This is a genomic window from Amycolatopsis sp. WAC 04182 (assembly GCF_003947465.1).
In the GTDB taxonomy this organism is placed as follows: domain Bacteria; phylum Actinomycetota; class Actinomycetes; order Mycobacteriales; family Pseudonocardiaceae; genus Amycolatopsis.
This window is the reverse complement of the sequence record NZ_QHJJ01000009.1, coordinates 118,466-141,257: the sequence shown is the minus strand read 5'-3', so window position 1 is coordinate 141,257 and position 22,792 is coordinate 118,466. Positions and strand designations below refer to the sequence as shown.

At 68.6% G+C, this 22,792-nt stretch carries 22 protein-coding genes; 12 read left to right on the top strand and 10 right to left on the bottom strand.

Annotated features, from left to right (window positions below; genetic code table 11):
- The first annotated feature begins 8 nt into the window (after positions 1-8).
- The 3 genes from DMH01_RS38035 to DMH01_RS38025 all read left to right on the top strand — a co-directional run bounded on the left by DMH01_RS38035 (position 9) and on the right by DMH01_RS38025 (position 2,493).
- The gene (locus DMH01_RS38035) at positions 9-1,055 is read left to right on the top strand and encodes a hypothetical protein (protein ID WP_233621841.1); all 1,047 of its coding nucleotides are present in this window, start codon (positions 9-11) and stop codon (positions 1,053-1,055) included.
- A 40-nt stretch (positions 1,056-1,095) separates the two neighbouring features.
- The gene (locus tag DMH01_RS38030) at positions 1,096-1,734 is read left to right on the top strand and encodes a hypothetical protein (RefSeq protein ID WP_125683600.1); all 639 of its coding nucleotides are present in this window, start codon (positions 1,096-1,098) and stop codon (positions 1,732-1,734) included.
- 66 nt (positions 1,735-1,800) lie between these two features.
- Complete coding sequence (locus DMH01_RS38025; protein ID WP_125683598.1) at positions 1,801-2,493, top strand: HD domain-containing protein; 693 nt, start codon at positions 1,801-1,803, stop codon at positions 2,491-2,493.
- 5 nt (positions 2,494-2,498) lie between these two features.
- Here DMH01_RS38025 and DMH01_RS38020 read toward each other — a convergent pair whose 3' ends face one another.
- From DMH01_RS38020 to DMH01_RS37995, 6 genes are all read right to left on the bottom strand, one after another.
- Positions 2,499-3,149 carry a class II aldolase/adducin family protein gene (locus tag DMH01_RS38020; protein ID WP_125683596.1) on the bottom strand — a complete coding sequence of 217 codons (651 nt, stop codon included), beginning with the start codon at positions 3,147-3,149 and terminating at the stop codon, positions 2,499-2,501.
- Positions 3,150-3,151: 2 nt separating this feature from the next.
- Positions 3,152-4,600 (bottom strand): FGGY-family carbohydrate kinase, encoded by a 1,449-nt coding sequence (locus DMH01_RS38015; protein ID WP_125683593.1) that lies wholly within the window; start codon positions 4,598-4,600, stop codon positions 3,152-3,154.
- A complete protein-coding gene (locus DMH01_RS38010) occupies positions 4,597-5,631 on the bottom strand; it encodes a 2-hydroxyacid dehydrogenase (RefSeq protein WP_125683591.1) in 1,035 nt (344 codons plus the stop codon). Before DMH01_RS38010 ends, DMH01_RS38015 begins: the two co-directional genes overlap by 4 nt.
- Positions 5,632-5,693: 62 nt before the next feature.
- On the bottom strand, positions 5,694-6,155 hold the full coding sequence (locus tag DMH01_RS38005; protein ID WP_125683589.1) for a ribose-5-phosphate isomerase: 462 nt from the start codon (positions 6,153-6,155) through the stop codon (positions 5,694-5,696).
- A complete protein-coding gene (locus tag DMH01_RS38000; protein ID WP_125683587.1) occupies positions 6,156-7,841 on the bottom strand; it encodes a dihydroxyacetone kinase family protein in 1,686 nt (561 codons plus the stop codon).
- Positions 7,838-8,524 carry an HAD family phosphatase gene (locus DMH01_RS37995; RefSeq protein WP_125683585.1) on the bottom strand — a complete coding sequence of 229 codons (687 nt, stop codon included), beginning with the start codon at positions 8,522-8,524 and terminating at the stop codon, positions 7,838-7,840. The genes DMH01_RS38000 and DMH01_RS37995 overlap by 4 nt, the downstream gene beginning before the upstream one ends.
- Positions 8,525-8,601: 77 nt before the next feature.
- Between DMH01_RS37995 and DMH01_RS37990 the strand changes: the two genes are divergently transcribed.
- The 4 genes from DMH01_RS37990 to DMH01_RS37975 all read left to right on the top strand — a co-directional run bounded on the left by DMH01_RS37990 (position 8,602) and on the right by DMH01_RS37975 (position 13,412).
- Positions 8,602-9,219, top strand: a complete 618-nt coding sequence (locus DMH01_RS37990) for a histidine phosphatase family protein (RefSeq protein ID WP_125683583.1) — start codon at positions 8,602-8,604, stop codon at positions 9,217-9,219.
- 5 nt (positions 9,220-9,224) lie between these two features.
- On the top strand, positions 9,225-10,019 hold the full coding sequence (locus DMH01_RS37985; protein WP_125683581.1) for a DeoR/GlpR family DNA-binding transcription regulator: 795 nt from the start codon (positions 9,225-9,227) through the stop codon (positions 10,017-10,019).
- A 622-nt stretch (positions 10,020-10,641) separates the two neighbouring features.
- Entirely contained in the window at positions 10,642-11,976 is a 1,335-nt protein-coding gene (locus DMH01_RS37980) for an MFS transporter (protein WP_125683579.1), read from the top strand.
- The gene (locus DMH01_RS37975; RefSeq protein WP_125683577.1) at positions 11,973-13,412 is read left to right on the top strand and encodes an FGGY-family carbohydrate kinase; all 1,440 of its coding nucleotides are present in this window, start codon (positions 11,973-11,975) and stop codon (positions 13,410-13,412) included. Before DMH01_RS37980 ends, DMH01_RS37975 begins: the two co-directional genes overlap by 4 nt.
- A 4-nt stretch (positions 13,413-13,416) precedes the next feature.
- Here DMH01_RS37975 and DMH01_RS37970 read toward each other — a convergent pair whose 3' ends face one another.
- Positions 13,417-14,358 (bottom strand): hypothetical protein, encoded by a 942-nt coding sequence (locus DMH01_RS37970; protein WP_125683575.1) that lies wholly within the window; start codon positions 14,356-14,358, stop codon positions 13,417-13,419.
- A 123-nt stretch (positions 14,359-14,481) separates the two neighbouring features.
- Between DMH01_RS37970 and DMH01_RS37965 the strand changes: the two genes are divergently transcribed.
- Genes DMH01_RS37965 through DMH01_RS37955 form a run of 3 tightly spaced genes read left to right on the top strand, consistent with a single transcriptional unit; the run spans position 14,482 to position 18,262 of the window.
- On the top strand, positions 14,482-15,711 hold the full coding sequence (locus DMH01_RS37965) for a DUF445 domain-containing protein (RefSeq protein WP_125683573.1): 1,230 nt from the start codon (positions 14,482-14,484) through the stop codon (positions 15,709-15,711).
- A gap of 50 nt (positions 15,712-15,761) precedes the next feature.
- Complete coding sequence (locus tag DMH01_RS37960; protein ID WP_125683570.1) at positions 15,762-16,988, top strand: DUF445 domain-containing protein; 1,227 nt, start codon at positions 15,762-15,764, stop codon at positions 16,986-16,988.
- 50 nt (positions 16,989-17,038) lie between these two features.
- The gene (locus DMH01_RS37955) at positions 17,039-18,262 is read left to right on the top strand and encodes a DUF445 domain-containing protein (protein ID WP_125683568.1); all 1,224 of its coding nucleotides are present in this window, start codon (positions 17,039-17,041) and stop codon (positions 18,260-18,262) included.
- A gap of 29 nt (positions 18,263-18,291) precedes the next feature.
- Here the strand turns inward: DMH01_RS37955 and DMH01_RS37950 are convergent, their stop codons facing one another.
- The 3 genes from DMH01_RS37950 to DMH01_RS37940 are packed head-to-tail and all read right to left on the bottom strand — an operon-like array spanning position 18,292 to position 20,943.
- A complete protein-coding gene (locus DMH01_RS37950) occupies positions 18,292-19,173 on the bottom strand; it encodes a metal ABC transporter permease (RefSeq protein WP_125683565.1) in 882 nt (293 codons plus the stop codon).
- Positions 19,174-19,177: 4 nt separating this feature from the next.
- Positions 19,178-20,011, bottom strand: a complete 834-nt coding sequence (locus tag DMH01_RS37945; protein WP_125683563.1) for a metal ABC transporter ATP-binding protein — start codon at positions 20,009-20,011, stop codon at positions 19,178-19,180.
- Positions 20,011-20,943, bottom strand: a complete 933-nt coding sequence (locus tag DMH01_RS37940) for a metal ABC transporter solute-binding protein, Zn/Mn family (RefSeq protein WP_125683561.1) — start codon at positions 20,941-20,943, stop codon at positions 20,011-20,013. Before DMH01_RS37940 ends, DMH01_RS37945 begins: the two co-directional genes overlap by 1 nt.
- Positions 20,944-21,143: 200 nt before the next feature.
- Here DMH01_RS37940 and DMH01_RS37935 point away from each other — a divergent pair, with 200 nt between their 5' ends.
- Positions 21,144-22,244: a LacI family DNA-binding transcriptional regulator gene (locus DMH01_RS37935; RefSeq protein ID WP_005165317.1), complete on the top strand. Its 1,101-nt coding sequence runs from the start codon at positions 21,144-21,146 to the stop codon at positions 22,242-22,244.
- A gap of 51 nt (positions 22,245-22,295) precedes the next feature.
- Positions 22,296-22,787 (top strand): carbonic anhydrase, encoded by a 492-nt coding sequence (locus DMH01_RS37930; protein WP_034310136.1) that lies wholly within the window; start codon positions 22,296-22,298, stop codon positions 22,785-22,787.
- Positions 22,788-22,792: the final 5 nt, after the last annotated feature.

Sequence of the window (22,792 nt, the reverse complement as noted above, 5' to 3'; positions counted from 1 at the left end):
GATACGCATTGCGTTCGTCCGTCCGAGTGCCGATCAAGGAGGTGACCTTCGTGCCCGCGGAAGCCGATCGGCTCCGCCGTACCCCGTTGCAAGAGATCTTCTGGACCAGGACGAGTCTGCTGCTCACCGTACTGGTCGTCGTCGCGGGCTTCAGCCTGTGGATCTCCAGCATGATGGATCCCGGCGCCGGCAAGACGCTGCTCACTTCACTGGGCACCGGCACCCTGATCTCCGCGGTGGTCGGCTTCGGCCAGACCCTGATCACCGCCACCGCGTCACAGCGCGCGATGGTGACCCCGGTGATCGAGGAAAGCCGCCGGGCGCTGGAAGCGCTCAGCGCCGAATACCGTTCGCTCAACAAGGAATTCTTCCCCACCCACGTCTTCGAGGCGACCACCGATCCGGATCCGTTGTTCAACCGGGTCATGACCGAAGACCTCGACGTGACCAGGCACTACTTCTTCCGCGGGTTCTCCGGTAGGCACGCCGCCGCCCGATTGCTGTTGTCCCGCACCGAAAGGGAGCTTCGCGTGGTCATCGCCGACCCACGCGACGAGGGCGCGATCAGCGGCAGGGCGCGCTATCTCCTGCGCAGCGAAGAAGCGGGAATGGACTACGAGACGATCCAGAAGCGGCTCAACGACGAGATCAGCATCGGTCTCGTCGGGTTGTTCCTGGCGCGCAGCCGGTGTTCGCTGGTGGACATCACCGTCGTCGCCGATCCGCCACTGGACCGGCTCGAAGTGTTCGACGAGAGCGTCTGGGTGACCTTGTACAGCGACATCCGCGGCGCGACCACGTTGTATCCGCGCACGCTGCGGTTCAGCGAAGGTTCGTTCCTGTACAACAAGGAACGCTCCGAGTTCCTGCGCGTGTCCCAGTCCCGTTCCGGACGGCACTTCCGCATCTCGACCACGACGACGAGGGCGGATTTCCTCGCCCTGTACGAAAAGATCACCGGCTCTCCCCTGTCCGAAGAGAACTTCCTAGAACTGGAAGGGAAATTCCACTCCTTCCGGAAGGAGTTCACCACACTCGCCGAGTTGAACCCCTGACCTCTCGGCGTCGCACGGCACTAGATTTGAGGAGCTGAAGTTGCTCACTCGCTTGTCCCCCCTCACCCAGCTCTCCACGCTGCTCCGGACCACGGACCTACCGCTGACGCAGCACTGGCAGATCGTCGACGGGATCTTCCGCGACTGGACGTCGAGACCAGCGCTGCGCGACGACCTCCGGCGGCATTTGGATTCGCTGAGCCCGGACGAGGCGAGCGCGGTCCTCGAGCGGTCCCGGGAGACCACCACCCATTTCGCCTGGTGCCTGCTCGATTGCCCGACGGACCCGTTTTCGATCTGGCTTCACGAGTACAAGGCGCCGTCGGACTGGCGTGAGGGGTACGCCGATTCGATCCACAACCACAGGTATCACTTCTGCACCACGATCCTCCGTGGCAACTACGTCCACGAGCGCTATTCGACCCTGCGAGATCAACTTTCCGGATTGATCACATCGGTTCGATTACGACGGAGCACGCTGTGCCAGACGGGTTCGGCGGGCGTCATGTACGCGGACGAGTTCCATCGGATTCCCGAAGCCACCGAAGGGACCATGACATTTCTGGTGAAGTCACGTCCCGTAAGCGAATTCAGTCTTTCCTATGACCCGAAGACCGGGATCGGACATCGTCACGTTCCGGTCGAGGTCCGATTGGGGGACCTGGCAAGCCGCATCTAACTACACACTGCCGTCGAACGCGCATACCATTACTCCACCCGTCTGTAAACGGGATCGGAGAGGTGTATGCGCGCGCGAAAGAGCACGATTCCTTCCCAGACCATCGAAGCCGTCGATCACCATGTCCGGCGACTGTGCTGGCGTTATGCGGACAAACTGCAGTTCCACGGCTGGCACCACGTGAGTTTCGTCCGGGCCAAGGCCGCGGGGTTCGCCGACCACAACGGCGCGGATCGCGCCGTCGTCGAGGTGGCGGCGCTGGTGCACGATGTGAACTACATCGTGCACCGGAACTCCCCCGCGGCCGCCGGACGAGACCTCCGGATGGACATCCTGCGGGAATGCGGTGTCGAGGAGACCGTGGCCCGGTGGATCGACGACATCATCGACGAAGCCGAGATGGCCACCAGAGGCCGGCACATCTCGCTCGAGGCTCAAGCACTGAGCGACGCCGACACGCTGTTCAAGGCGCTGCCGGTGACGCCCGTCGTCCTCGCCCACCGTTATCTGCGGGAGAACGGGTTGAGCCTCCGCGAGCTGGCGCACAAGATCGTCGGCGAACAATGCGACGTCCACGACAGCGGTTACTACTTCTACAACCCCAAGGCGGCGGAGAACTACTCCCGCTGGGCACTGGCGAATCTTCAGTTGTGGCAGTGCATCAAGGAAGCCGTCGACGATCCGACGGTCGTCGAGCTGCTCGACGCGGTGCACGCCGTGGACGCCACGGACTTCGAGGCCGAGCCCGCCGCTTCCTAGTGTCGTCAGCGCTGGCCGTAGCCGCGGAGTTTCTCCACGACGTGCTCGATTTCGGCGGGCGGGAGCAGGTTCGGCGTTCCCGCCGCCCGGGCCGTCAGCCACACCTGGCAGACCCACTCCAGCTGCTGCGCCCGGCTGTACGCGGAGGCGAGGCTGTCGCCGAAGGTGATGGTGCCGTGGTTCGCCAGCAGGCAGCCGCGGCGGCCCTCCAGGGCTTCCAGCATCACTTTGGCGAGCTCTTCGGTGCCGTACGTCGCGTAGGCCGCGACGCGGGCTGTCGGGCCGATCGCGGCGAGCATGTAGTGGATCGGCGGGACCTCGGTGACCAGGGTGGAGACCGCCGTGGCGTGCACGGAATGCGTGTGCACCACGGCGGAGACCGGTTTGCCGTCGGGATCCACCGCCTGCCGGTACACGGTGAGGTGCATCGGGAGTTCGCTCGTCGGCTTGAGCGAGCCTTCGACGGTTTCCCCGTCGAGGCCGACGACCGGGACGTCCTCCGGCCGCAGCGCGGCGTAGTCGACTCCTGTCGGGGTCACCGCGATCAGGTCGCCCTGCCGCGCGGACACGTTGCCGGAGGTGCCGACCACGAGCCCGTCGGCGGTCATCCGCCGGGCGAATTCGCAGACCGCCAAGCGTTCTTTGGCCAGGATCACCGTCACAACCTCCAGAGTCCGCGGGCCGCGGCCAGTGAGGCCTGATAATCGGCGTAGCCCTGCTCGTAGAACTCTACGTTCCCGGGCCGGACCTCGACGACACGTGCGCTTTCCGCCCAGAGCTCCCGGTCGACGGGTTCGCCGAGGGCGTCCGCCGCGACGATCACCGCTCCCCGCGCACCGACCCCGGGATCGCCGGGGATCACGATGGGCCGGCCGAGAACGTCAGCGAAGATGCGGGTCCATTCGAGCGAGCGGACCCCGCCCCCGCAGGCGTACAACGTGCCGGTGAGCCCGGCGGCGTCGAAGCAATGCCTTGCCGCGTAAGCGATCGACTCGCACAGCGCCCGGACGATGTCGCCGCGTTCGCTCTCCAGGCTCAGCCCGGAGAACTGCGCCCTCGCCGAAGCGTCGACGAACGGCGCTCGCTCACCCGACGCGGAGAGGAACGGCAGCGCGCGTACACCGCCCGCGCCCGGCATGCTCGCGTCGAGCAGCGGGCCGATCTCCTCGACCGCGATGCCGAACAGGCGGCACACCCAGTCGATGCCGGCGGTGCCGACCATCGCGGGCATCGCCCGCAGGAACTCACCTTCTTCCGGCGTGCAAAGGAACATGCCCGCCGGCTCGCCGTCCGGATCGAACTCCGCCGAGTCCGTCAGGACCTGGCACGCGAGGGTGGTTCCCGCCGTGAGGATGCCGTCGCCCGGGCGTCGCACACCGGCGCCGATGGCACTCGCGGGCAGGTCGAACGGCCCCGCGGTGACCGGCAGCCCGACGGGAAGGCCGAGCAGCGCGGCTCCGCGCTCGTCCAGGCGGAAGACGGTCTTCGGCGCCGCGGGCTCCACGAACAGGCTCCGGCGATGGGAGAGCCCGACGGCCGCGATGGCGTCTTCGTCGTAGCGGCGGGTTGCCGGATCGAGGAACGGCAGCGAAGCATCCGACGCGTCGACGGTGATCTCGCCGGTCAGCCGCTGAAGTACCGCGTCGACGCAGTAGCCCGCCACCGCCGCCCTGTCCAGCGACTCCGGTTCATGAGTGTCCAAAAAGGAGATAATCGCCGCGGCGCAGCCCGGGAACATTCCCGACGCGGTGCGGCGGAACACTTCCCTGGTCACCCCGCCGGCCTGCCATTTGGCGAGCAGGGAGTTCGCCCGGCCGTCGAGCCAGGAGATCGCCGGGCGCACGGCTTCGCCGCTCTCGTCGCGCAGCCACAGCCCGTCGCCCTGCCCGGTGAGGGCCAACGCGGTGACCGGACCGTCGAGACCGGCGGCGACCTCGCGCACCACCGTCGCCACGGTGCCGAGCACCTGGTCGAGATCCTGTTCGACCAGCCCGCCCGGCAGGTGGTGCACCTCGGACGTGGTGCACGCGCTCGCCACGGACATCCCGGTCTTGTCGAAGACGACCGCCTTCGTCAGTGACGTGCCGATGTCGACGCCGATGATCATGGCCGCAGGACCTCGGGGTTCGCCAGATTCGCGAGTGCCTCCCCGCGGACGTACCGGCCGACCTCGGCGGCGACGATGTGCGCCGCCCGCTCCGCAGTCTGCCTGCTGGCTCCGGCGAGATGCGGGGTCGCGATCACGTTCGGCGCGTCCCGCAGAGCCCAGTCCGCGGGCGGAGGCTCGACGTCGTACACGTCGAGAGCGAGCGCGCCGAGCCGTCCCGAACGCAGGGCTTCCGGCAGCGGGGAGTAGTCCAGCAGGCCGCCCCGCGCCGTGTTGACCAGTACCGCACCCTTCGGCAGCAGCGCGAGTTTGGCGGCGTCGATCAGGTGCCGGGTCTCCTCGGTGAGCCGGGCGTGCAGGCTCACCACGAAACTGCGGCGCAGCAGATCATCCAGCTCGACGAGCTCCGCGCCGTCGGCGGCGATCTTGGCCGGGTCGGCGAACGGGTCCGAGACCAGTACCTTCGCGCCGAACGCCACGAGCACCTTGGCCACCCGCGCGCCGATCGCGCCGTATCCGACCAGGCCGACGGTGGTCCCGTCGAGTTCGAGACCGGTCTGGTCGTAGGCGTAGTAGTCACCGCGCCAGGTGCCGCCCAGCAGTTCGGCCGAGGACGTCGAGATCCGGCGCATCGCGGCCAGGATCATCCCCACCGCGAATTCGGCGGCGGCGCCGGCGTTCCGGCCGGGCGCGTACGTCACCGCGACACCCGCCTCGGTGGCCGCCGCGAGGTCCACGTTGACCGGGCCTCCCCGGCAGACCGAGACGAGCTTGAGCCCCGGCGCGGCGGCGAACACCTGCTTGGTGAAGGGCGCCATCTGGGTCACCGCGACCTCGGCTCCCGCCAGCGCCTCGATCACCTGTTCCTCGGTGCCGCTCGCTTCGTGCACGTTCGCGACCGGGCCGAACGGCTCCACCGGCCACAGCAGGGTCAGCTCCGAGAACTCGTGCCCGGCGCCGATCTCGGCACGGACGGCGTCGGCCAGCAGGCCGGTGCCGACGAAATGGTCTCCCGCAGCGAGTATCCGCAACTCTGCGTCCTCTCTCCGTGCCCTTGATGGGCAGTTCTCAATGATTGTTGGCGGAGCTGAGATCAGGTACTCAGCGCTTGTTCGTATTCGGTGATGTGCGCGACCTTGCTCGCGCTGGCGGAGGCCGGGTCGAAGCGGTAGCCGACCCATTCGGCGACGATCTTCTTCGCCAGCTCTGGGCCGATCGCCCGGGCGCCGAAGGTGATCACCTGGCAGTCGTTCGACTTGACCGAACGCTCGGCCGAGTACGAGTCGTGCGCGACCGTGGCCCGCACCCCGGGCACCTTGTTCGCCGAAATCGCCATGCCGATCCCGGTCCCGCAGACCAGCACGCCGCGATCCGCCTCGCCTCGCGCGATCGTCTCCGCCGCCGCGAGGCCGAGCAGCGGGTACGCCTTGTCGTCGGCGCCATCGGCCACGCCGAGGTCGGTGACCTCGTCCACCCGGTCATCGGCGAGGAGCAGGTCACGCAACTGGTCTTTGAGAGCGACCCCGGCGTTGTCCGCCGCCACCACGATCCGCATTCAGTCTTCCTTTCCCAGCGCCTGGCCGACCGCGGTGACGAGCAGCGCGAACGAAGTGGCCCCGGGATCGGGGTGCCCTTTGCTCCGCTCCGCCAACCGCGCCGCCCGTCCCTTGGCGGGCAGCAGGTCCGCCGTGGCCTCGGCCGCGCTCACCGCGACCTGGGCCGCCTTCTGCCAGGCCTGCGGGACGTCGGCGCCCGCTTCGGCCTGTTCGCGCAACGCCAGCCTGAACGGCTCGATGGCGTCGAGCATGGTCTTCTCGCCGGGCTCGGCCTTGCCCAGTTCGACGAACGCCGCCACGGCCCCGTCGACGGCGTCCGCGAGGGCCACCGTGGTGACCTCGCCCGCGGATCGGCCCCGGAGCCCCGCGCCGGTCTCGGCGAGCAGGACCCCGTACAGCGCGCCGGACGCCCCGCCCGCCGCGTCGGCGAACGCCGTCCCAGCGGCCAGGAGCGCACTGGAGAGGGAGTCTTCGTCGCGCCGTGCGGCGGCCACCGCGGCCCGCATCCCCCTGGTCATGCCCAGACCGTGGTCGCCGTCCGCCGCGACCGCGTCCAACCTGCCGAGTTCGGCTTCGTTGGCCTCGATGTCGTGGAGGGCCGCCGTCAACGCGCGGTCCACGATGCCCTTGCCCGGCGCGGTCCCGGTCAGCAGCGAGTCCACTGTGGACTCCAGCGGGACCTGTGCCAGCGCGGCACCGGTGCTCCGGTAGCCCGGGGTGTCGCAAGGAGCCGCGTAGAGCTCGGCGAGTTCGTCGTCGAGCACCAGGATCGACAGCGAGACACCGGCCATGTCGAGCGACGTGACGAATTCGCCGACCTCGGTGTGCAGCGGGCTGAGCCCCGCCGCGGCGAGCCGTTCGTGCACGCGGGTGTAGGTCGCGAACATCTCCTCGTACTTGGTGCGGCCCAGCCCGTTCAGCAGGACCACCACCCGGCCGTCACCGGAGGGCAGCTCCGGGAGGAGGCCGTCGACCAGTTCGTCGGCCAGCTCCCGGGCGCTCAGCCTGCCGACCGTGCGCACGCCGGGCTCGCCGTGGATGCCGAGCCCGAGTTCCATCTCGCTCTCGCCGACGGTGAACAGCGGCGCGGAAGCACCGGGCAGGGTGCAGCCGCCGAACGCGACGCCGAAGGTCCGGGTGTTCGCGTTCGCCTTCTCCGCCACCGCGTGCACGGCGGCCAGATCGTCACCGCGTTCGGCGGCGGCGCCCGCGATCTTGAAGACCAGGAAGTCGCCCGCGACACCGCGGCGCCTTTCCGGCGCGTCGGCGGGACCGCTGGCGATGTCGTCGGTGACCAGGATCGTCCGGCTTTCGACGCCCTCCGCGGCCAGCCTGCGCGCGGCGAGCCCGAAATGCAGCACGTCGCCCTGATAGTTGCCGTAACCGAAGAGCACGCCGGCGCCGCTCTCCGCGGCCCGCGCCGTGCGATAGACCTGCTCGGCGCTCGGACTCGTGAACACGTCGCCCACCACGGCGCCGTCGGCGAGGCCGGGGCCGACCAGCCCGGCGAACGCGGGGTAGTGGCCGCAGCCGCCGCCGATCACCACCGCGACCTTGGGCGCGGACTCCTCCCGGCGCAGCACGCCGTAGGCATCGGGCACCTTGCGCACCGAACGCCCGTAGGCGGTGACGAACCCGTCCAGCCAGTCGCGTTTGAACGTCTCCGCGGCACCCAGGACGGTCATCGTCCGCTCGCTTCCGCGAGTTCACCGGACAGGTACGCGAGCAGCTTGCGGCGCACGTCGTCGTTGTTCTCCGCGACCTCGGCGGCCAGCTCCAGCGCGTCCGGCTTCGGCGGGTACACCGGATTCGGCAACGCGATCACGGTGAGCCCGGCCGCGGCGGCGGCACGGATGCCGTTGCTGGAGTCTTCGACGCCCAGGCATTCCTCGCCGGACCGGCCCAGCCTGGCCGCGGCTTCGAGGTAGACGTCCGGGCTCGGCTTGCCCCTGGCGACCTCGGCGCTGGAGACGGTCGCGGAGAACTCACCGGTGAGCCCGTGCTTGCCGAGTACCGCGTCGATCACCCGGCGGGCGGCCGACGACGCCAGCGCGACCGGCACCTTCGCGCTCACTTCGCGGACCATCTCACCGGCGCCCGGCAGCAAGGGCGCCTCGCCCGCCTCGATCGCGGCGATCATGCCGTCCACCACGGCGCGCTCGACCTCGGCCGCGCTTTCCGGGGTGCCGGACCGCTTCGCGAGGTACGCGGCCCATTCGGGCGCGCTCATCCCCTGCACGGACGCGGTGTCCTCAGCCGTCCATTCGGTGTGGTGCCGGGCGGCGTACGCCACCCAGTTCTCCTCCCAAAGGTGTTCACTGTCGACGAGGACACCGTCCAGGTCGAACACCACCGCGGCGAGTGCCATCCGGCATCTCCTTTCACATCGATGCTGTTAAATTAACATCGATGATGTGATCTGGACAAGCCCCGAGGAGGGATCCCGTGGTCGCACGGTTGTTATTGGCACGGCACGGCCAGACCGAATGGCACGCCGAGAACCGGTACGCGGGCAGCAGCGACGTCGCGCTGACCGAGGAAGGGCTGCGCCAGGCGGACGAACTCGCCGTCTTCGCCGCGGCGGTCAAGCCGTCGGCGGTGTTCTGCTCGCCGCAGAGCCGGGCTCGTCGCACGGCGGAACCTTCGGCCGAGGCGCTCGGCCTGCCGTTGCGAGTGGTCGACGGACTGCGCGAAGTCCACTTCGGACTGATGGAAGGGCGCACCCGGGACGAACTCGCGGCGACGGATCCCGATGCGGTCGCACGGTTTCTCGCCGATCCCGTGACCGGCGCCTTCCCCGGCTCGGAGCCCCCGAAGGAAGCAGCCGCCCGCGGAGCCGAGGCGTTGCGCGGGATCGCCGCCGAGGTCCCGGACGAGACGGTGCTGGTCGTCGCGCACAACACGCTGATCAGGCTGACCCTCTGCGCGCTGCTCGGCATCCCGCTCGAGACCTACCGCACCGTGTTCCCGCGGCTGGACAACGCGGCCGTCACCGAGATCGCGATCGACGGCACGCGCACCGGCCTGCTGCGCCTCAACCAGCCGGCGCACACGCGATACTGAACGGTATGAGCGATGAGAAGACGGCCGGTGCGAGCGCACACTCTCGTAACACGCGTCAGCAGCTGATCACCGAATACGTCTTCAAGGCCGGCTCCTCAAGCATCACCGAACTGGTGGAACTCACCGGCGTCAGCACCATGACGGTGCACCGCGACGTCGACGAACTGGCCCGCCGCGGCCTGCTCCGGAAGTACCGGGGTGGCGTGTCGGCCATGCCGTCGACGGTCTTCGAAAGCAACGCCGACTACCGGATGAACGTGCATTCGGAAGAGAAGATGGCCATCGCCGCGCACGCGCTCGCCCGCGTCGAACCGGGGATGTCGATCCTGCTCGACGACTCCACGAGCGCCCTCGCGCTGGCGAAGATGCTGCACCGGGTCACCCCGCTGACCGTCGCGACGAACTACCTCGGCGCCATCGAACTGCTCAAAGGCGTCCCCGACCTGCGGCTCATCTGCATCGGCGGCGACTACTCGGCGACCCACGACTCGTTCCTCGGCATGCAGAGCCTCGAGGCGATCGAGCGGATCAACGTCGACGCGACCTTCGTCTCCACCTCGGCGATGAACACGCGGATGACGTTCCACCAGGAGCCGGAGATCGTGATGCTGAAACGCGCGATGCTGGCCAGCGCCCGAACGAAGGTGCTGCTGATGGACCACAGCAAGACCGAACGCGCGGCGCTGCACCGGCTGGCGCCGTTGAGCGACTTCGACGTGCTGATCGTCGACGACGGGGTGGAAGAGCACCTGGCCGAGGAGATGCGGAGCCAGGTGGAAGTGGACATCGCGGAGCTCTGAGGCTCAGCGGGGGCGGGTCTGCGGTCCGTCTGCCAACTTTGCCCAGAGTCGCGGCTCCATCCGGCGCCGAGACAGCACAGGACGCAGTTGACGAGGTTCATCGATCCTGTTGTTCCCCGGGGCAAGGACTGCTCATTCGGTGTCCCCAATGCCACATTGGGGACACTCGACCACCGACCAAACCGGTAGGTGAACAAAGACGAATCCGCCAAGACGCCTTCACGGGCTCGGAACCACGCCTATGTAGCCCCACCAGTCGCGGCGATGGCGCGTGAAGGCCCCCTTCCCTCGGCTCAGCCGAGGAAACTCGACCTTCACACCCCCCGGAGTACGTGAGGGCCCCCTTCCTTGCGCCTGGCGCAAGGAAGGGGGCCTTCACGTAGTTCACAAGAGGAGAACTGCGGTGGCTGCCCCACCAGCGTGGTCGTACCGATGCCGGCGTTTCGCGTGACCGACCGGACGACACGCGTGATCCGGCGGACGACAAGCGTGACTGGAGGGACATGAAGGCCCCAACCCACCCGGGCGCGCGAGGCTAACACGAAAATCCACCGACGTAACATCTTGAAAGTTAAGTTAACACGATCCATGATACGCTGAACACGACGTCATGGAGGCGTGCATGAACCAGATGACACCGACGTTATCGCGATCCGGGAGCGGGTTCGCCCGCGTACTGAACCGTTGGGGCCTGCCCGCCCCGCTGTTCCTCGGCTACGCCGGGCTGCTGCTGTTCATGATCGGCGACGGGGTCGAGTCGGGCTTCATCGCGCCGTTCATGGCGGACAACGGCGCGGGCACCGAGATCAAGGCCTCGTACGTGATCACCGTGTACGGCGTCGCCGTGATGCTGGCGTCGTGGTTGTCGGGCGCGCTGTCGGACCTGTGGGGGCCGCGGCGCGTGATGATGATCGGCCTGGCCGTCTGGCTGGTGTTCGACGTGCTGTTCCTCGCGGTCGCGGTGTCGGGCGAGAACTACCCGTTGATGCTGGTGTTCTACGGTCTCCGCGGGTTCGGCTATCCGATGTTCGCGTTCGGTTTCCTGGTCTGGATCACCGCGGTGGCGCCGGTCGCGAGGCTCGGCGCCGCCGTCGGCTGGTTCTACTTCGCGTTCACCGGCGGGTTGCCGACGCTGGGCGCGCTGGTCGCGAGCTTCACGAACCCGGTGCTGGGCCAGTACGGCACGCTCTGGTTGTCGGTGGCGCTGCTGGCGCTCGGCGGCTTGCTGGCGATCTTCGGGGTCCGGCAGCGGACGGGGTACACGCGGCTCGCGCCGCCGGACGTGAAACCGGTGCAGAGCCTGGTGTCCAGCGTGTCGATCGCGTGGAAGAAGCCCCGCGTCGGCGTCGGGATGCTCGTCCGCGTCATCAACACCGCGCCCGAGTTCGGGATGCTGGTGTTCTTCCCGACGATCTTCATCGAGGACATCGGGTTCGGGGAGAGCCGCTGGCTGCTCCTGGTCTCGGTCATCTACGGCACGAACATCTTCTTCAACCTGATCTTCGGGGTGCTGAGCGACCGGATCGGCTGGCGCACCACCATCTTCTGGTTCGGCGCGATCGGCTGCGCGATCTCGATCCTGTTGCTGTACTTCGTCCCGATCGCCATGGGCGCCGAGTACTACTGGCTCGCGCTGCTCGTCGGCGCGCTGTACGGCGCCACGCTCGCCGGGTTCGTGCCGATCTCGGCGCTGCTCCCCTCCCTCGCCCCGGAGAACAAGGGCGGTGCGATGGCGCTGCTGAACCTGGGCGCGGGCGCGGCGGCGTTCGTCGGGCCGGCGATCGTCAGCCTGTTCCTCGGCCCGCTGGGCGCGGCCGGAGTGGTGATCGTCTTCGCCGCGCTGTACCTGGTCGCGGCGGTCATGGTGCGCTACCTGAAATTGCCCGAGGAGACGGCGAAGGCGATCGAAGAGGACAAAAGTTTGCAAGAAGTCGGAGAGAAGGTCGTCACCACGTGAACCAACCCGTCACGATCGGCATCGACGTCGCCACCGCGGGGGTCCGCGCCCTCGCGGTCGGCGGCGGCACCGTCCTCGCTTCGGCCGCCGCGCCGCTGCCCGCACCGGTCCGCGACGGCCGCGGGCACAGCGAGCAGGACGCCCGGTCCTGGTGGCCCGCGGTGAAGACGGTGCTGGCGAAGGTCACCGGCGAGCTGCCGGGCAGGGGCGGCGAGGTCGCCGCGGTGGCCGTCGCCGCGACGTCGGGGACGATCGTCGGGGTCGACGTCTCGGGCGAGCCGGTCACGCCCGCGCTGATGTACGACGACAGGCGTGGCGCCGAGCTCAACCGCAAGGCCACCGAACTCGGCGCGGACCGCTGGCGGCGGCTCGGTTTCGGCGTGTCCGCCACGGCCGCGCTCGGCCGCATCGCCTGGCTGGCCGAGCACGTCCCCGGCGTCGCCGGGATCCGGCACACGCCGGACCTGATCGCCGCCGAACTCACCGGCGGGCCGGTGGCCGCCGACTGGTCGCATGCGCTGAAGAGCGGCTACGACCCGCTCGCCCTCGAATGGCCGGGCGAGGTCTTCGATGCCTTGGGGGTACCGGGAAGCCTGCTCCCGCCGGTGGTCGCGCCGGCCACCGTGCTGGGGAAGGTGGCCCGTCCGGTCGCCGGGCTCCCGGCGGGCTGCCCGGTCGTGGCCGGGATGACCGACGGCTGCGCGGGCCAGCTCGCGGCCGGGGCGGTCACCCCCGGGAGCTTCGTCGGCATTCTCGGCACGACCTATGTACTCAAGGGAGTCACCGAAGAACTGGTGCCGGATCCGACGGGGGCGATGTACAGCCACCGGCATCCGGACGGCTGGTGGCTTCCGGGCGGCGCGTCGAACACCGGCGGTGAGGCCGTCGCCGGGCAGGAGCGCCTTCCCGAACTCGACGCGGCGGCGGCCGCGCTGGGCCCGGCCAAGGTCGTCGCGTATCCGTTGCGGCGCAAGGGCGAACGTTTCCCGTTCGCCAGCGCGGAAGCCGAGGGGTTCGTGTCCGGCGAGGTCGACGAGGTCGAGCTGCACCGGGCCAGGCTGGAGGGGGTCGCCTTCCTCGAACGGCTGGCGTTGGATCACCTCCGCCGCCTCGGCGTCGCGATCACCGATCCGCTGCTGGCGGCGGGCGGCGGCAGCAAGAGTCCTTTGTGGACGCGGATCCGGGCGACCGTCACCGGTCTCGGCCTGCGGGTGTCACCACAGGCCGAAACGGGTTACGGCGCCGCGCTGCTCGCCGCGGCGGGGGTCCTGCCGGGCGGGCTCACGGAGGCTTCCGCCGGGCTCGGTCGAGGAATGCTGGTCGAACCCGACGAGCGCGAAAGCGCCGCGCTCGCCGAGTCGTACCGGCGGTTCTGCACCGAGCTGCACACCAGGGGCTGGATCGACGACGAGCTGTTCGCCGTCGCCCAGCGATGAGAGATCAGGAAGGACGGGGGCCGTTGGACTTGGCGGGGCTGGGCTTCGGCGCCTCGGCGGCCTCAGGAGCGGGCGACAGCAGCCGGATGGCCTCCTGGACGGCGACGTCCGTGGCGGAAAGCCGCTCGGCGACCTTCGACCGGAGTTCCAGCGACAGCTTCCGAGCCTGCTGAGCCTCGGTCTGCTGGGTCTTCGCGTCGGCGAGGGCCTCCGCGACCTGCTCCTGCTTCGCGGCGATGTCCTCCGCGGAAGACTTCTCCGCCTTGGCGATCTTCTCCGCCGAGATACGTTCGGCTTCGGCACGTTTGGCCGCGGACACCCGGTCGGCTTCCGCGATCTTGTCCGCGGACGCCTTCTCCGCCTCCGCGCGACGAGCGGCCGACGTCTCCTCGGCCTTCTTGTCCGCGGCGGCACGGGCCCGGACGCTCTCCATGTCCAGTTCCTTGCGCTTCTGCGCCGCCTCGGAGTTCAGCCGCTCGATCTCGGCCTTGGCGTCCGCGAGCAGCTTCTCGCGTTCCGCCTGCGCGTCCTTGGCCGCCTTGTCGATCGCGCGCTGCGTCTCGTGGGCGTACTTGTCCGCTTCGGCCCGCGTCGCCTTGGCGTCGGCTTCCGCGGCGGCCTTGAGGTCGGCGATCTCCTCCTCGGCGAGCTGCATCATCATGCGGACGCGTTCGGCCATCGCGCCGGCGCCGGACGGGCTCGCGCTCATCCGCACGAGGGCGGCCTTCGTCTCGTCCAGTTCCTTCTGGGCGTGGCCGAGCGCCTTGGTGAGCTCACCGGCGGTCGCCACGGCCTCGTCGCGGCTGCGTGAGGCCCGCTTGATTTCGGCCGCCAGCTCGCCGAGACGCTCGTCGACCTGACGCTTGTCATAGCCACGCACGGAGCCCGCGAACTGGGGCGATTTCGCTGAGGGCGCCTGAGGCGCCGTCTTCTCAGGAGCGACCATGGCGGCCACCTTAATGAGCAGGGACCCGTCGGGCAGTACCGCCAAACGGCTGCACTCGGCGTGCGACGGGTCGATCACATGGCATCCTGCATTGTTGACAGGTCGTAAGCAGAGGAGGCCCGGTTGGACATCTCGGCGATCCTCGAAGACATCCGCGAGCACTGGCACGTCTACGCCACGATGCCCTTCATCGCCGCACTCATCGGGTACATCACGAAACGCGTCGCCATCGAGATGATGTTCCGGCCGCTGGAGTTCGTCGGGATCAAACCCTTCCTCGGCTGGCAGGGGGTCATCCCGGCCAACTCCCGCCGGATGGCGACCACCGCCGTCGACCTGCTGACCAAGAACCTCGTCGATCCGCAGGAGATCTTCTCCCGGCTCGATCCCGAAGAGGTGGTCAAGGAACTCGAGGAGCCGCTCCTCAAGGCCGTCGAGGACGTCACCCGCGAGGTGATGGAGCAGTACCAGCCCAGACTGTGGGAACTGCTGCCGACCCGGGCGCAGCGCATGCTGGTCGACCAGGTCCGGGCGCAGGCGCCGAAGGTCGTCGCGCGGCTGATGCGCGAGGTGTCGACGAACATCGACGAGGTCCTCGACGTCAACGAGATGCTGATCAACGCCATGGTCCGCGACAAATCGCTGACCTGCCGCCTGATCAAGGAGGTCGCGACCCCGGAGCTCCGCTTCATCGCCCGGTCCGGCATCTGGTTCGGTTTCGTCATCGGCCTGATCCAGTTCGTCGCGTGGGCGCTGACGAAGCAGCCGTTGATCATGCCGATCTTCGGTTTCGTCACCGGCTTCGTCACGGACTGGCTGGCGCTGAAGATGATCTTCTACCCGCGTGAGCCGCGCCGTTTCCTGTTCTTCAGCTGGCAGGGCATGTTCCAGAAGCGCCGCCAGGCGGTCGCCAAGGACTACGGCGCGCTGATCGCGGACGAGGTGCTCACCGTGCGGAACGTGATGGAGGCCGTGCTCACCGGGCCCAAGTCGGACAAGCTGTTCGCGATGATCACCCGCGAGGTGCAGCGCACCATCGACGCCCAGGCGAGCATCGCGAAACCCTTGGTGGCGCTGACCGTCGGCGGGGTCCAGTACCAGGAGATGAAGAAGGCCGCGGCGGAGAAGGCGATCGCGTATCTCCCCGAAACGGTGAAACACGTGGAGAGCTACGCCACTGACGCGCTCGATGTCCGCAACACCATCGTCACGAAGATGCAGCAACTGACCCCGCTCGAGTTCGAGGGGATCCTGCGACCCGCCTTCCAGCAGGACGAATGGAAGCTCATCGCGGTCGGCGCGGTGATCGGCGGGCTCGTGGGTGAACTTCAGGTCCTGCTACTGCTCCACTGAGGACAGGCGGCTAGGTTGCCCCTCAAGCGCGACGCGGGAGGGGCTCGGAAGTGGACGCCGTCATCGCCGATCTCGGCGAGCACTGGCCGGTGTACGTCAGCATGCCGTTCATCGCCGCGCTGATCGGCTACGTCACCAAACGCGTCGCCATCGAGATGATGTTCAAACCGGTGGAATTCGTCGGTGTGAAGCCGTTCCTCGGCTGGCAGGGGGTGCTGCCCGCCAACGCCGAGCGGATGGCCGCGACCGCCACCGAGATGCTGACGACCAACCTCGTCGACCCGAAGGAGATCTTCGCCAGGCTCGACCCGGCCCAGGTGGCGAAGGAGATCGAGCAGCCTCTTCTGCGGATCGTCGAGGACGTCACGCGCGAGGTGATGGAGCAGTACCAGCCCAGACTCTGGGAAGTACTCCCGAACACCGCACAGCAGCTGCTGCTCAAACGGGTGCAGGCCGAGGCGCCGCGCGCGATCACGAAGATCATGGGCGAGATCGCGGACAACATCGAGGACGTGCTCGACCTCAAGCACATGGTCGTGACGAACCTGGTGCGCGACAAGGCCTTGCTGAACCGGCTGATCCGCGACATCTCGCGGCCGGAGATGCGGTTCATCGCGCGGTCGGGGATCGTGTTCGGGTTCTCGCTCGGCTGTGTGCAGTTGCTGGTGTGGGCGCTGACGAAGTCGCCGATCGTGCTGCCGCTGTTCGGTATCGGCATCGGCTGGTTCACCGACTGGATCGCCCTGAAGATGATCTTCCTGCCGCGGGAGCCGAAGCGGTTCTTCGGCTTCTACACCTGGCAGGGCGTCTTCCAGAAACGCAAGGACCAGGTCTCCGCCGACTACGGCGACATGATCGCGCGCGAGATCATCACCATCCCCAACCTGCTCGAAGCCGTGCTGAGCGGGCCGAAGTCGGACAAGCTGTTCACGATGATCACCCGTGAGGTGCAGCGGACGATCGACGCGCAGGCGAGCGTCGTCAAGCCGTTCGTGGCGCTGGCCGTCGGGAGCAGGCGGTTCCAGGAGATGAAGCAGACGGCGGCGGCGAAGGCGGCCGCGCGGATCCCGGAGACGATCCGCCACGCCGAGAGCTACGCGGTCAACGCGCTCGACGTCCGGAACACCATTGTGGACAGAATGCGGCGGCTGAACCCGCTCGAATTCGAGCAGCTGCTGCGCCCGGCGTTCCGGCAGGACGAGTGGAAACTGATCGCCGTCGGCGCGGTGATCGGGGGCCTTGTCGGTGAACTTCAGGTGCTTCTGCTGCTCCACTGACGGCCACCCGCTACCGTTTCCTCCTTCCCTGAGCGAAGCGAGGAGGTCGTGTGGACGCCGTCCTGGACGACCTCGCCCGCCACTGGTGGCTGTACGCCGCGATCCCGTTCGTCGCCGCGCTGATCGGCTACGTCACCAAACGCGTCGCCATCGAGATGATGTTCAAACCGCTCGAGTTCGTCGGGATCAAACCGTTCCTCGGCTGGCAGGGCGTGGTGCCCAAACACGGCGGGCGGATGGCCGCCGTCGCGACCGAGCTGCTGACGTCGAATCTGCTGGACGTCAAGGAGGTCTTCCGGCGGATCGATCCGGCGATCATCACGCGCGAGATCGAGCAGCCGCTGCTGCGTGCCGTGGACGAGGTCGCCCGCGAAGTGCTCGAAAAGCACCATCCCCGGCTCTGGGAGGTCATGCCGACGATGGCGCAGGAGCTGCTGATCAAGCAGGTCCAGGCGTCGACGCCGCGGCTGGTGCGCGAGTTCATGACGGAGCTGACCGAGAACCTCGACGAGGTGCTCGACTTCCAGCACATGACCGTGCAGCGGCTCACCAGGGACAAGAAGCTGCTCGTCCGGCTGATCCGCGAGACGTCGCGGCCGGAGATGGCGTTCATCGCGCGCACGGGGATCTACTTCGGCTTCGGGCTCGGCATCGTGCAGGCGATCGTCTGGGCGGCGACGAAGGAACCGTGGGTGCTGCCGATCTTCGGCGGCTGCATCGGGCTGTTCACCGACTGGCTCGCGATCAAGCTGATCTTCGTGCCGCGCGAGCCGGTGCGGGTCGGCAGGGTGATCCTGCAGGGCAAGTTCCAGCGGCGGCGGGCCGACGTCGCGCACCAGTACGGCGAGATGATCGCGAACGAGATCCTCACCGTGCCGAACCTGCTCGACGCCGTCCTGCGCGGGCCGCGGTCGGACCGGCTGTACGCGCTGGTCGAGCGGCTCGTGGCGCGGGCCGTCGACGAGCAGGCGAGCGTCGCGAAACCGATGGTCGCGATGGCCGTCGGCGGACAGCGGCTGAACGAGATCAAACAGGCGGCCGCGCGGAAGGCGCTGGAGCGGCTGCCGCCGACGATCCGGCACGCCGAGGGCTACCTGACCGAGGCGATGGACGTCGCGAAGATCGTCGAGCGGCGGATGCTCGGGCTGACGCCGCTGGAGTTCGAGGGGCTGCTGAGGCCCGCGTTCCGGCAGGACGAGTGGAAGCTCATCGCGGTGGGCGGGCTCATCGGGTTCCTGGTCGGTGAGCTGCAGGTCCTCCTGATGCTCCACTGACCTGCGTTCAGCGGGCTAAACGCGATCCGCTAGCGCAGGGCGGGCTGCGCCGTAGCCGTCGGCTCGACGCGGACCCGTGAGCTCCGGCCGCGCAGCCACGCGATGAGACGGCAGACGAGGTAGATCACGAACGAGATCGTCGTGACGAACGCGCTCACCGGCTTCCCCGGCGCGAGCGAGAGGATGATCCCGCCGAGCGCGGCGATCTCCGCGAACACGATCGACAGCACGGTCGCCTTCCACGGACTCGCCGTGACCCGCGCGGCCGCCGCGGCCGGGGTCACCATCAGCGACACCACCAGCAGGGCGCCGACGATCTGCACCCCGAGCGCGCTCGAAATCCCGACCAGCACCGCGAAGATCAGCGAAAGCAGCCGCACCGGCACGCCGCGCGCCGTCGCGACCGCCGGGTCGACCGTGGCGAACAGGAGCGGCCGGTAGATCACCGCGAGCACCACCAGCACGACGACCGAGGCGCCGACGAGCAGGTTCAGGTTGGTCGAGTCGATGGTGATGATCTGCCCGACCAGGATGCCGAACTTGTTGGCGCTGCGGCCTTCGTAGAACGACAGCAGCAGGACGCCCATGCCGAGGCCGAAGGCGAGGATCACGCCGATCACGGAGTCGCGTTCGGACTCGCGGCCGCCGAGGAGCCCGATCAGCAGGGCGGCGATGACGGCGCCCGCGAGGCCGCCGAGTTCGACGCCGACGCCCAGCAGCAGCGCGCCCGCCGCGCCGGTGAAGGCCAGTTCGGCGGTGCCGTGCACGGCGAACGACATCCGCCGCATGACGACCAGCGGGCCGAGCACCCCGGCGACCAGGCCGAGGACGGCGGCGGCGAGCAACGCCGTCTGAACGAAGTCGAGACCGAGGAGTTCACCGGTCAGGGCGAAGTCGAACATCTTGTCCACGGCGCTATGAAGCCTGTTCGTCGATGTGGTGGGGTTCGTCCTCGCACAGCGAGCTTTGCGCACCGGCGACGTGGATCTGCCCGCCGATCTTCAGCACCTCGATCCGGGTGCCGTACAGCTCTGACAGCGTCTCCGAGTTCATCACCTCGTCCGGCTTGCCGACCCGGAACTGGCCGTTCACCAGGTACAGCACCCGGTCCACAGAGGACAGGATCGGGTTGATCTCGTGGGTGACGAACAGGACGGCCGTGCCGGCGGAACGCCGCCGCTCGTCGATCAGTTCGCTGACCGCGCGCTGGTGCGCGAGGTCGAGGGAGAGCAGCGGCTCGTCGCACAGCAGGACTTCGGGGTCACCGACCAGCGACTGCGCGACGCGGAGCCGCTGCTGCTCGCCACCGGAAAGCCGCCCCACCGGCTGCTTCGCGTACGCCTGCGCGCCGACGGACTCGATCGCCCGCGACACCAGCTGACGCCGCTTCGACATCCCGAAGAGCCCGGTGCCCCACCGGTGCCCGTCCAGGCCGAGGCCGACCAGGTCCACCCCGCGCATCGTCAGGCCCTCGTCGAGGGCGCGCTGCTGCGGGATGTAGCCGATCCGCCGGTTCGTCCCGCCGGGGCGCCGCCCCGCGATCTCGACCGTGCCCTCGGGCAGCCCCTGCTGACCGAGCAGCACCTTGAGCAGGCTGCTCTTCCCGGAGCCGTTCGGCCCGAGGATCGCGAGGAACTCGCCGGGCTCGACGTCGAGGTCGAGCCCGGACCAGAGGGTCCTGGTGCCGAACGCGAGGCTCGCCCCGCGGACACGGACCGCGGGGCGAGCTCCGGCAGGTACGGAGGTCACTACTTCAGTGCTCCCGCCAGCGCGTCCACTTCCTTGGTCATCCATGCAATGTAGTCGGTCACACCCTGGGGCAGCGTTTCGGTGACGTCGACGACCGCGATCCCGGCGTTCTTGGCGTCGCCGACGACCTGCTGGGTGACCGGGGTGGTGGTCTGCGCGTTGTTGACCAGCGCCTTGACCTGCTTGCCGGAGATCAGCTGCTTGACCTCGTTGAGCGCGGCGGCGGGCACGTCCTGCTCCGCTTCCACGGCCTCGGAGAAGGCCGGCGGCGTCGCGTCGGTGACCTTCGCGCTGTCGAGCAGGTAGTGCGCGACGGGCTCGGTGGCGACGACCTTGGCATTCGAGGCACCCAGGCCCGAGACCTTCTTCAGCAGTTCCTGGGTCTTGCCCTTGAACGCGGTCGCGTTGGCGGTGAAGGCGTCCTTCGAGGCGGGCTGGATCTCGCCGAGCTTCGCGGCGACCTGGTCGGCGATCTTCTCGACGCCGGGCAGGCTGTACCAGACGTGCTCGTTCTCGTTGCCGGTCGCGGCGATGTCGACGGCGACCAGTTTCTGCGCGCCGGTGGCCTGGTCGGCGAGCTTGGAGAAGAAGTCGTCGTAGCCGCCGCCGTTGGACAGCGTCAGCTTCGCGTTCTTCGCGGCGATGGCGTCGCTCGCGGTGGTCTCGTAGGAGTGCGGGTCGGCCGAGGGGTCGTGGATGATCGAGGTGACCTCGACCTTGTCGCCGCCGACGGCGGTGACGACGCTGCCCCAGACGTCGGTCGAGGCGACGACCTTGATCTTCTCGCCGCCGCCCGGGTTCGCGGCGGACGCGTTCTGCGAACCGGTGCCCGTCGACGCCTTGTCGCTCGACGCGCAAGCCGTCGCGCCGAGCGCGAGGACGGCCAGGGCCGACACGGCCGCGAAAACACTCTTAGTACGGCGGGAATTCATTTACTGCACTCCTGCGGATGCCCTGGCCAGGTGTCCCCAATGCCGGGTAATGGAAACCGTTGTCAGATTCAACTGTACCCCATCCGGATGACGACGCCTCCGGTCCTGGTCCGAGCTGTACCCAGGGTCACTCTGAATCGAGACCTGCCACACGTCGGGTGATGCTTCTGCAAAACGTTCTGAACCGTTACGGTTTGCGGATGGGCCGTCCTATCCGCACCAGGAGGCAGGCGACACTGGCGTCGTTGGCCGCAGAGCTCGGTGTGTCGAGGACCACCGTCTCGAACGCCTACAACCGACCGGACCAGTTGTCCCCTGAGCTGCGCCGTCGCGTCCTCGAGACCGCACGCCGCCTCGGCTACCCGGGCCCGGACCCGGTGGCCCGTTCACTGCGGACGCGCAAAGCCGGCGCTGTCGGTCTTTTGCTCACCGAGAACCTTTCCTACGCCTTCCGCGACCCGGCCGCCGTCGGCGTGCTCGAAGGGCTGGCGCTGGCCTGCGAGGACGCGGGCGTCGGCCTGCACCTGGTCCCGGCGAGCCCGGGCAGGGAGGACGTCGCGGCCGTGCACCGCGCCGGCGTCGACGGCTTCGTCGTCTACTCGGTGCCCGACGACGACCCGCATCTCGGTGCCGTACTGGAGCGCCCGGTGCCGACGGTGATCGTCGACCAGCCCCGCGTGGACGGGGTCGACCGCGTCGGCCCGGACGACGCGGCCGCGGTCACCGCCATGGCCGAACACCTCATCTCGCTGGGCCACCGCCAGATCGGCGTGCTGTGCATGCGGCTGGCCCGCGAGCGCAACGACGACTTCGTCTCCATCCAGCGGCAGAGCGCCGCGCATTTCCACGTCCAGCGGATCCGGCTGGAGGCGCTGGCCGCCGCGTTCTCGGCGGCCGGGGTCGACTGGGCGACGGTGCCGGTGGTCGAGCGCTTCGACCACACCGTGGACGACGGCGCGTCGGCCGCACGTCAGCTGCTCGACGCGTATCCGCAGGTCACCGCCGTGATCTGCACCTCGGACATCCTCGCCCTCGGCGCGCTGGCCGAGGCGGAGCGCCGGGGCCTGCGCGTGCCGCAGGACCTGACGGTCACCGGGTTCGACGGCATCACCGAGGCCGAGCGCTCCGGCCTCACCACGGTCCACCAGCCGGTGCTCGAGAAGGGCAAGGCGGCGGGCAAGCTGCTGCTCAGCTCCGCCGACCGGGTGGGGCCGAAGGTGATCACCCTGCAGACGGAACTGCGGGTCGGCCGTACTTCCGCGCCGCCACGAACGGCGGAAGAACGCTGGTTCGGGCCGTGATCTGCGCCCGCACACATTGCCCTCCCCAGGCGTGTCGGTTCCAATGAGCTTGTGACCTCAATCGACGTACTGCTGAAGCGCAACCAGGAGCTGGGTGATGTCACTCCTGGTGACCGCTCGTCTCCGAGGCCATCACTCCAGGTGGCGATTCTGACCTGCATGGACGCCCGTATCCGGGTGTTCGAGATCTTCGGCCTGATCCAGGGCGAGTCCCACATCCTGCGTAACGCGGGCGGGGTCGTCACCGACGACATGATCCGCTCGCTCGCGCTCAGCCAGCGGAAACTGGGCACGCGCGAGGTGCTGATCGTGCAGCACACCGACTGCGGCCTCTCCATGGTCACCGAGGACGACTTCAAGGACGAACTCGAAGCCGCCAGCGGACTGCGCCCGACGTGGTCGGTCGAGGCGTTCCGCGAGGTCGAGGACAGCGTGCGCCGGTCGGTGCAGCGAGTCCGGCGCAGCGACTTCCTGCCGCACACCGACAACGTGCGCGGGTTCGTCTACGACGTGAAGCTGGGCCGCCTCACCGAGGTCGCGTAGGGGTT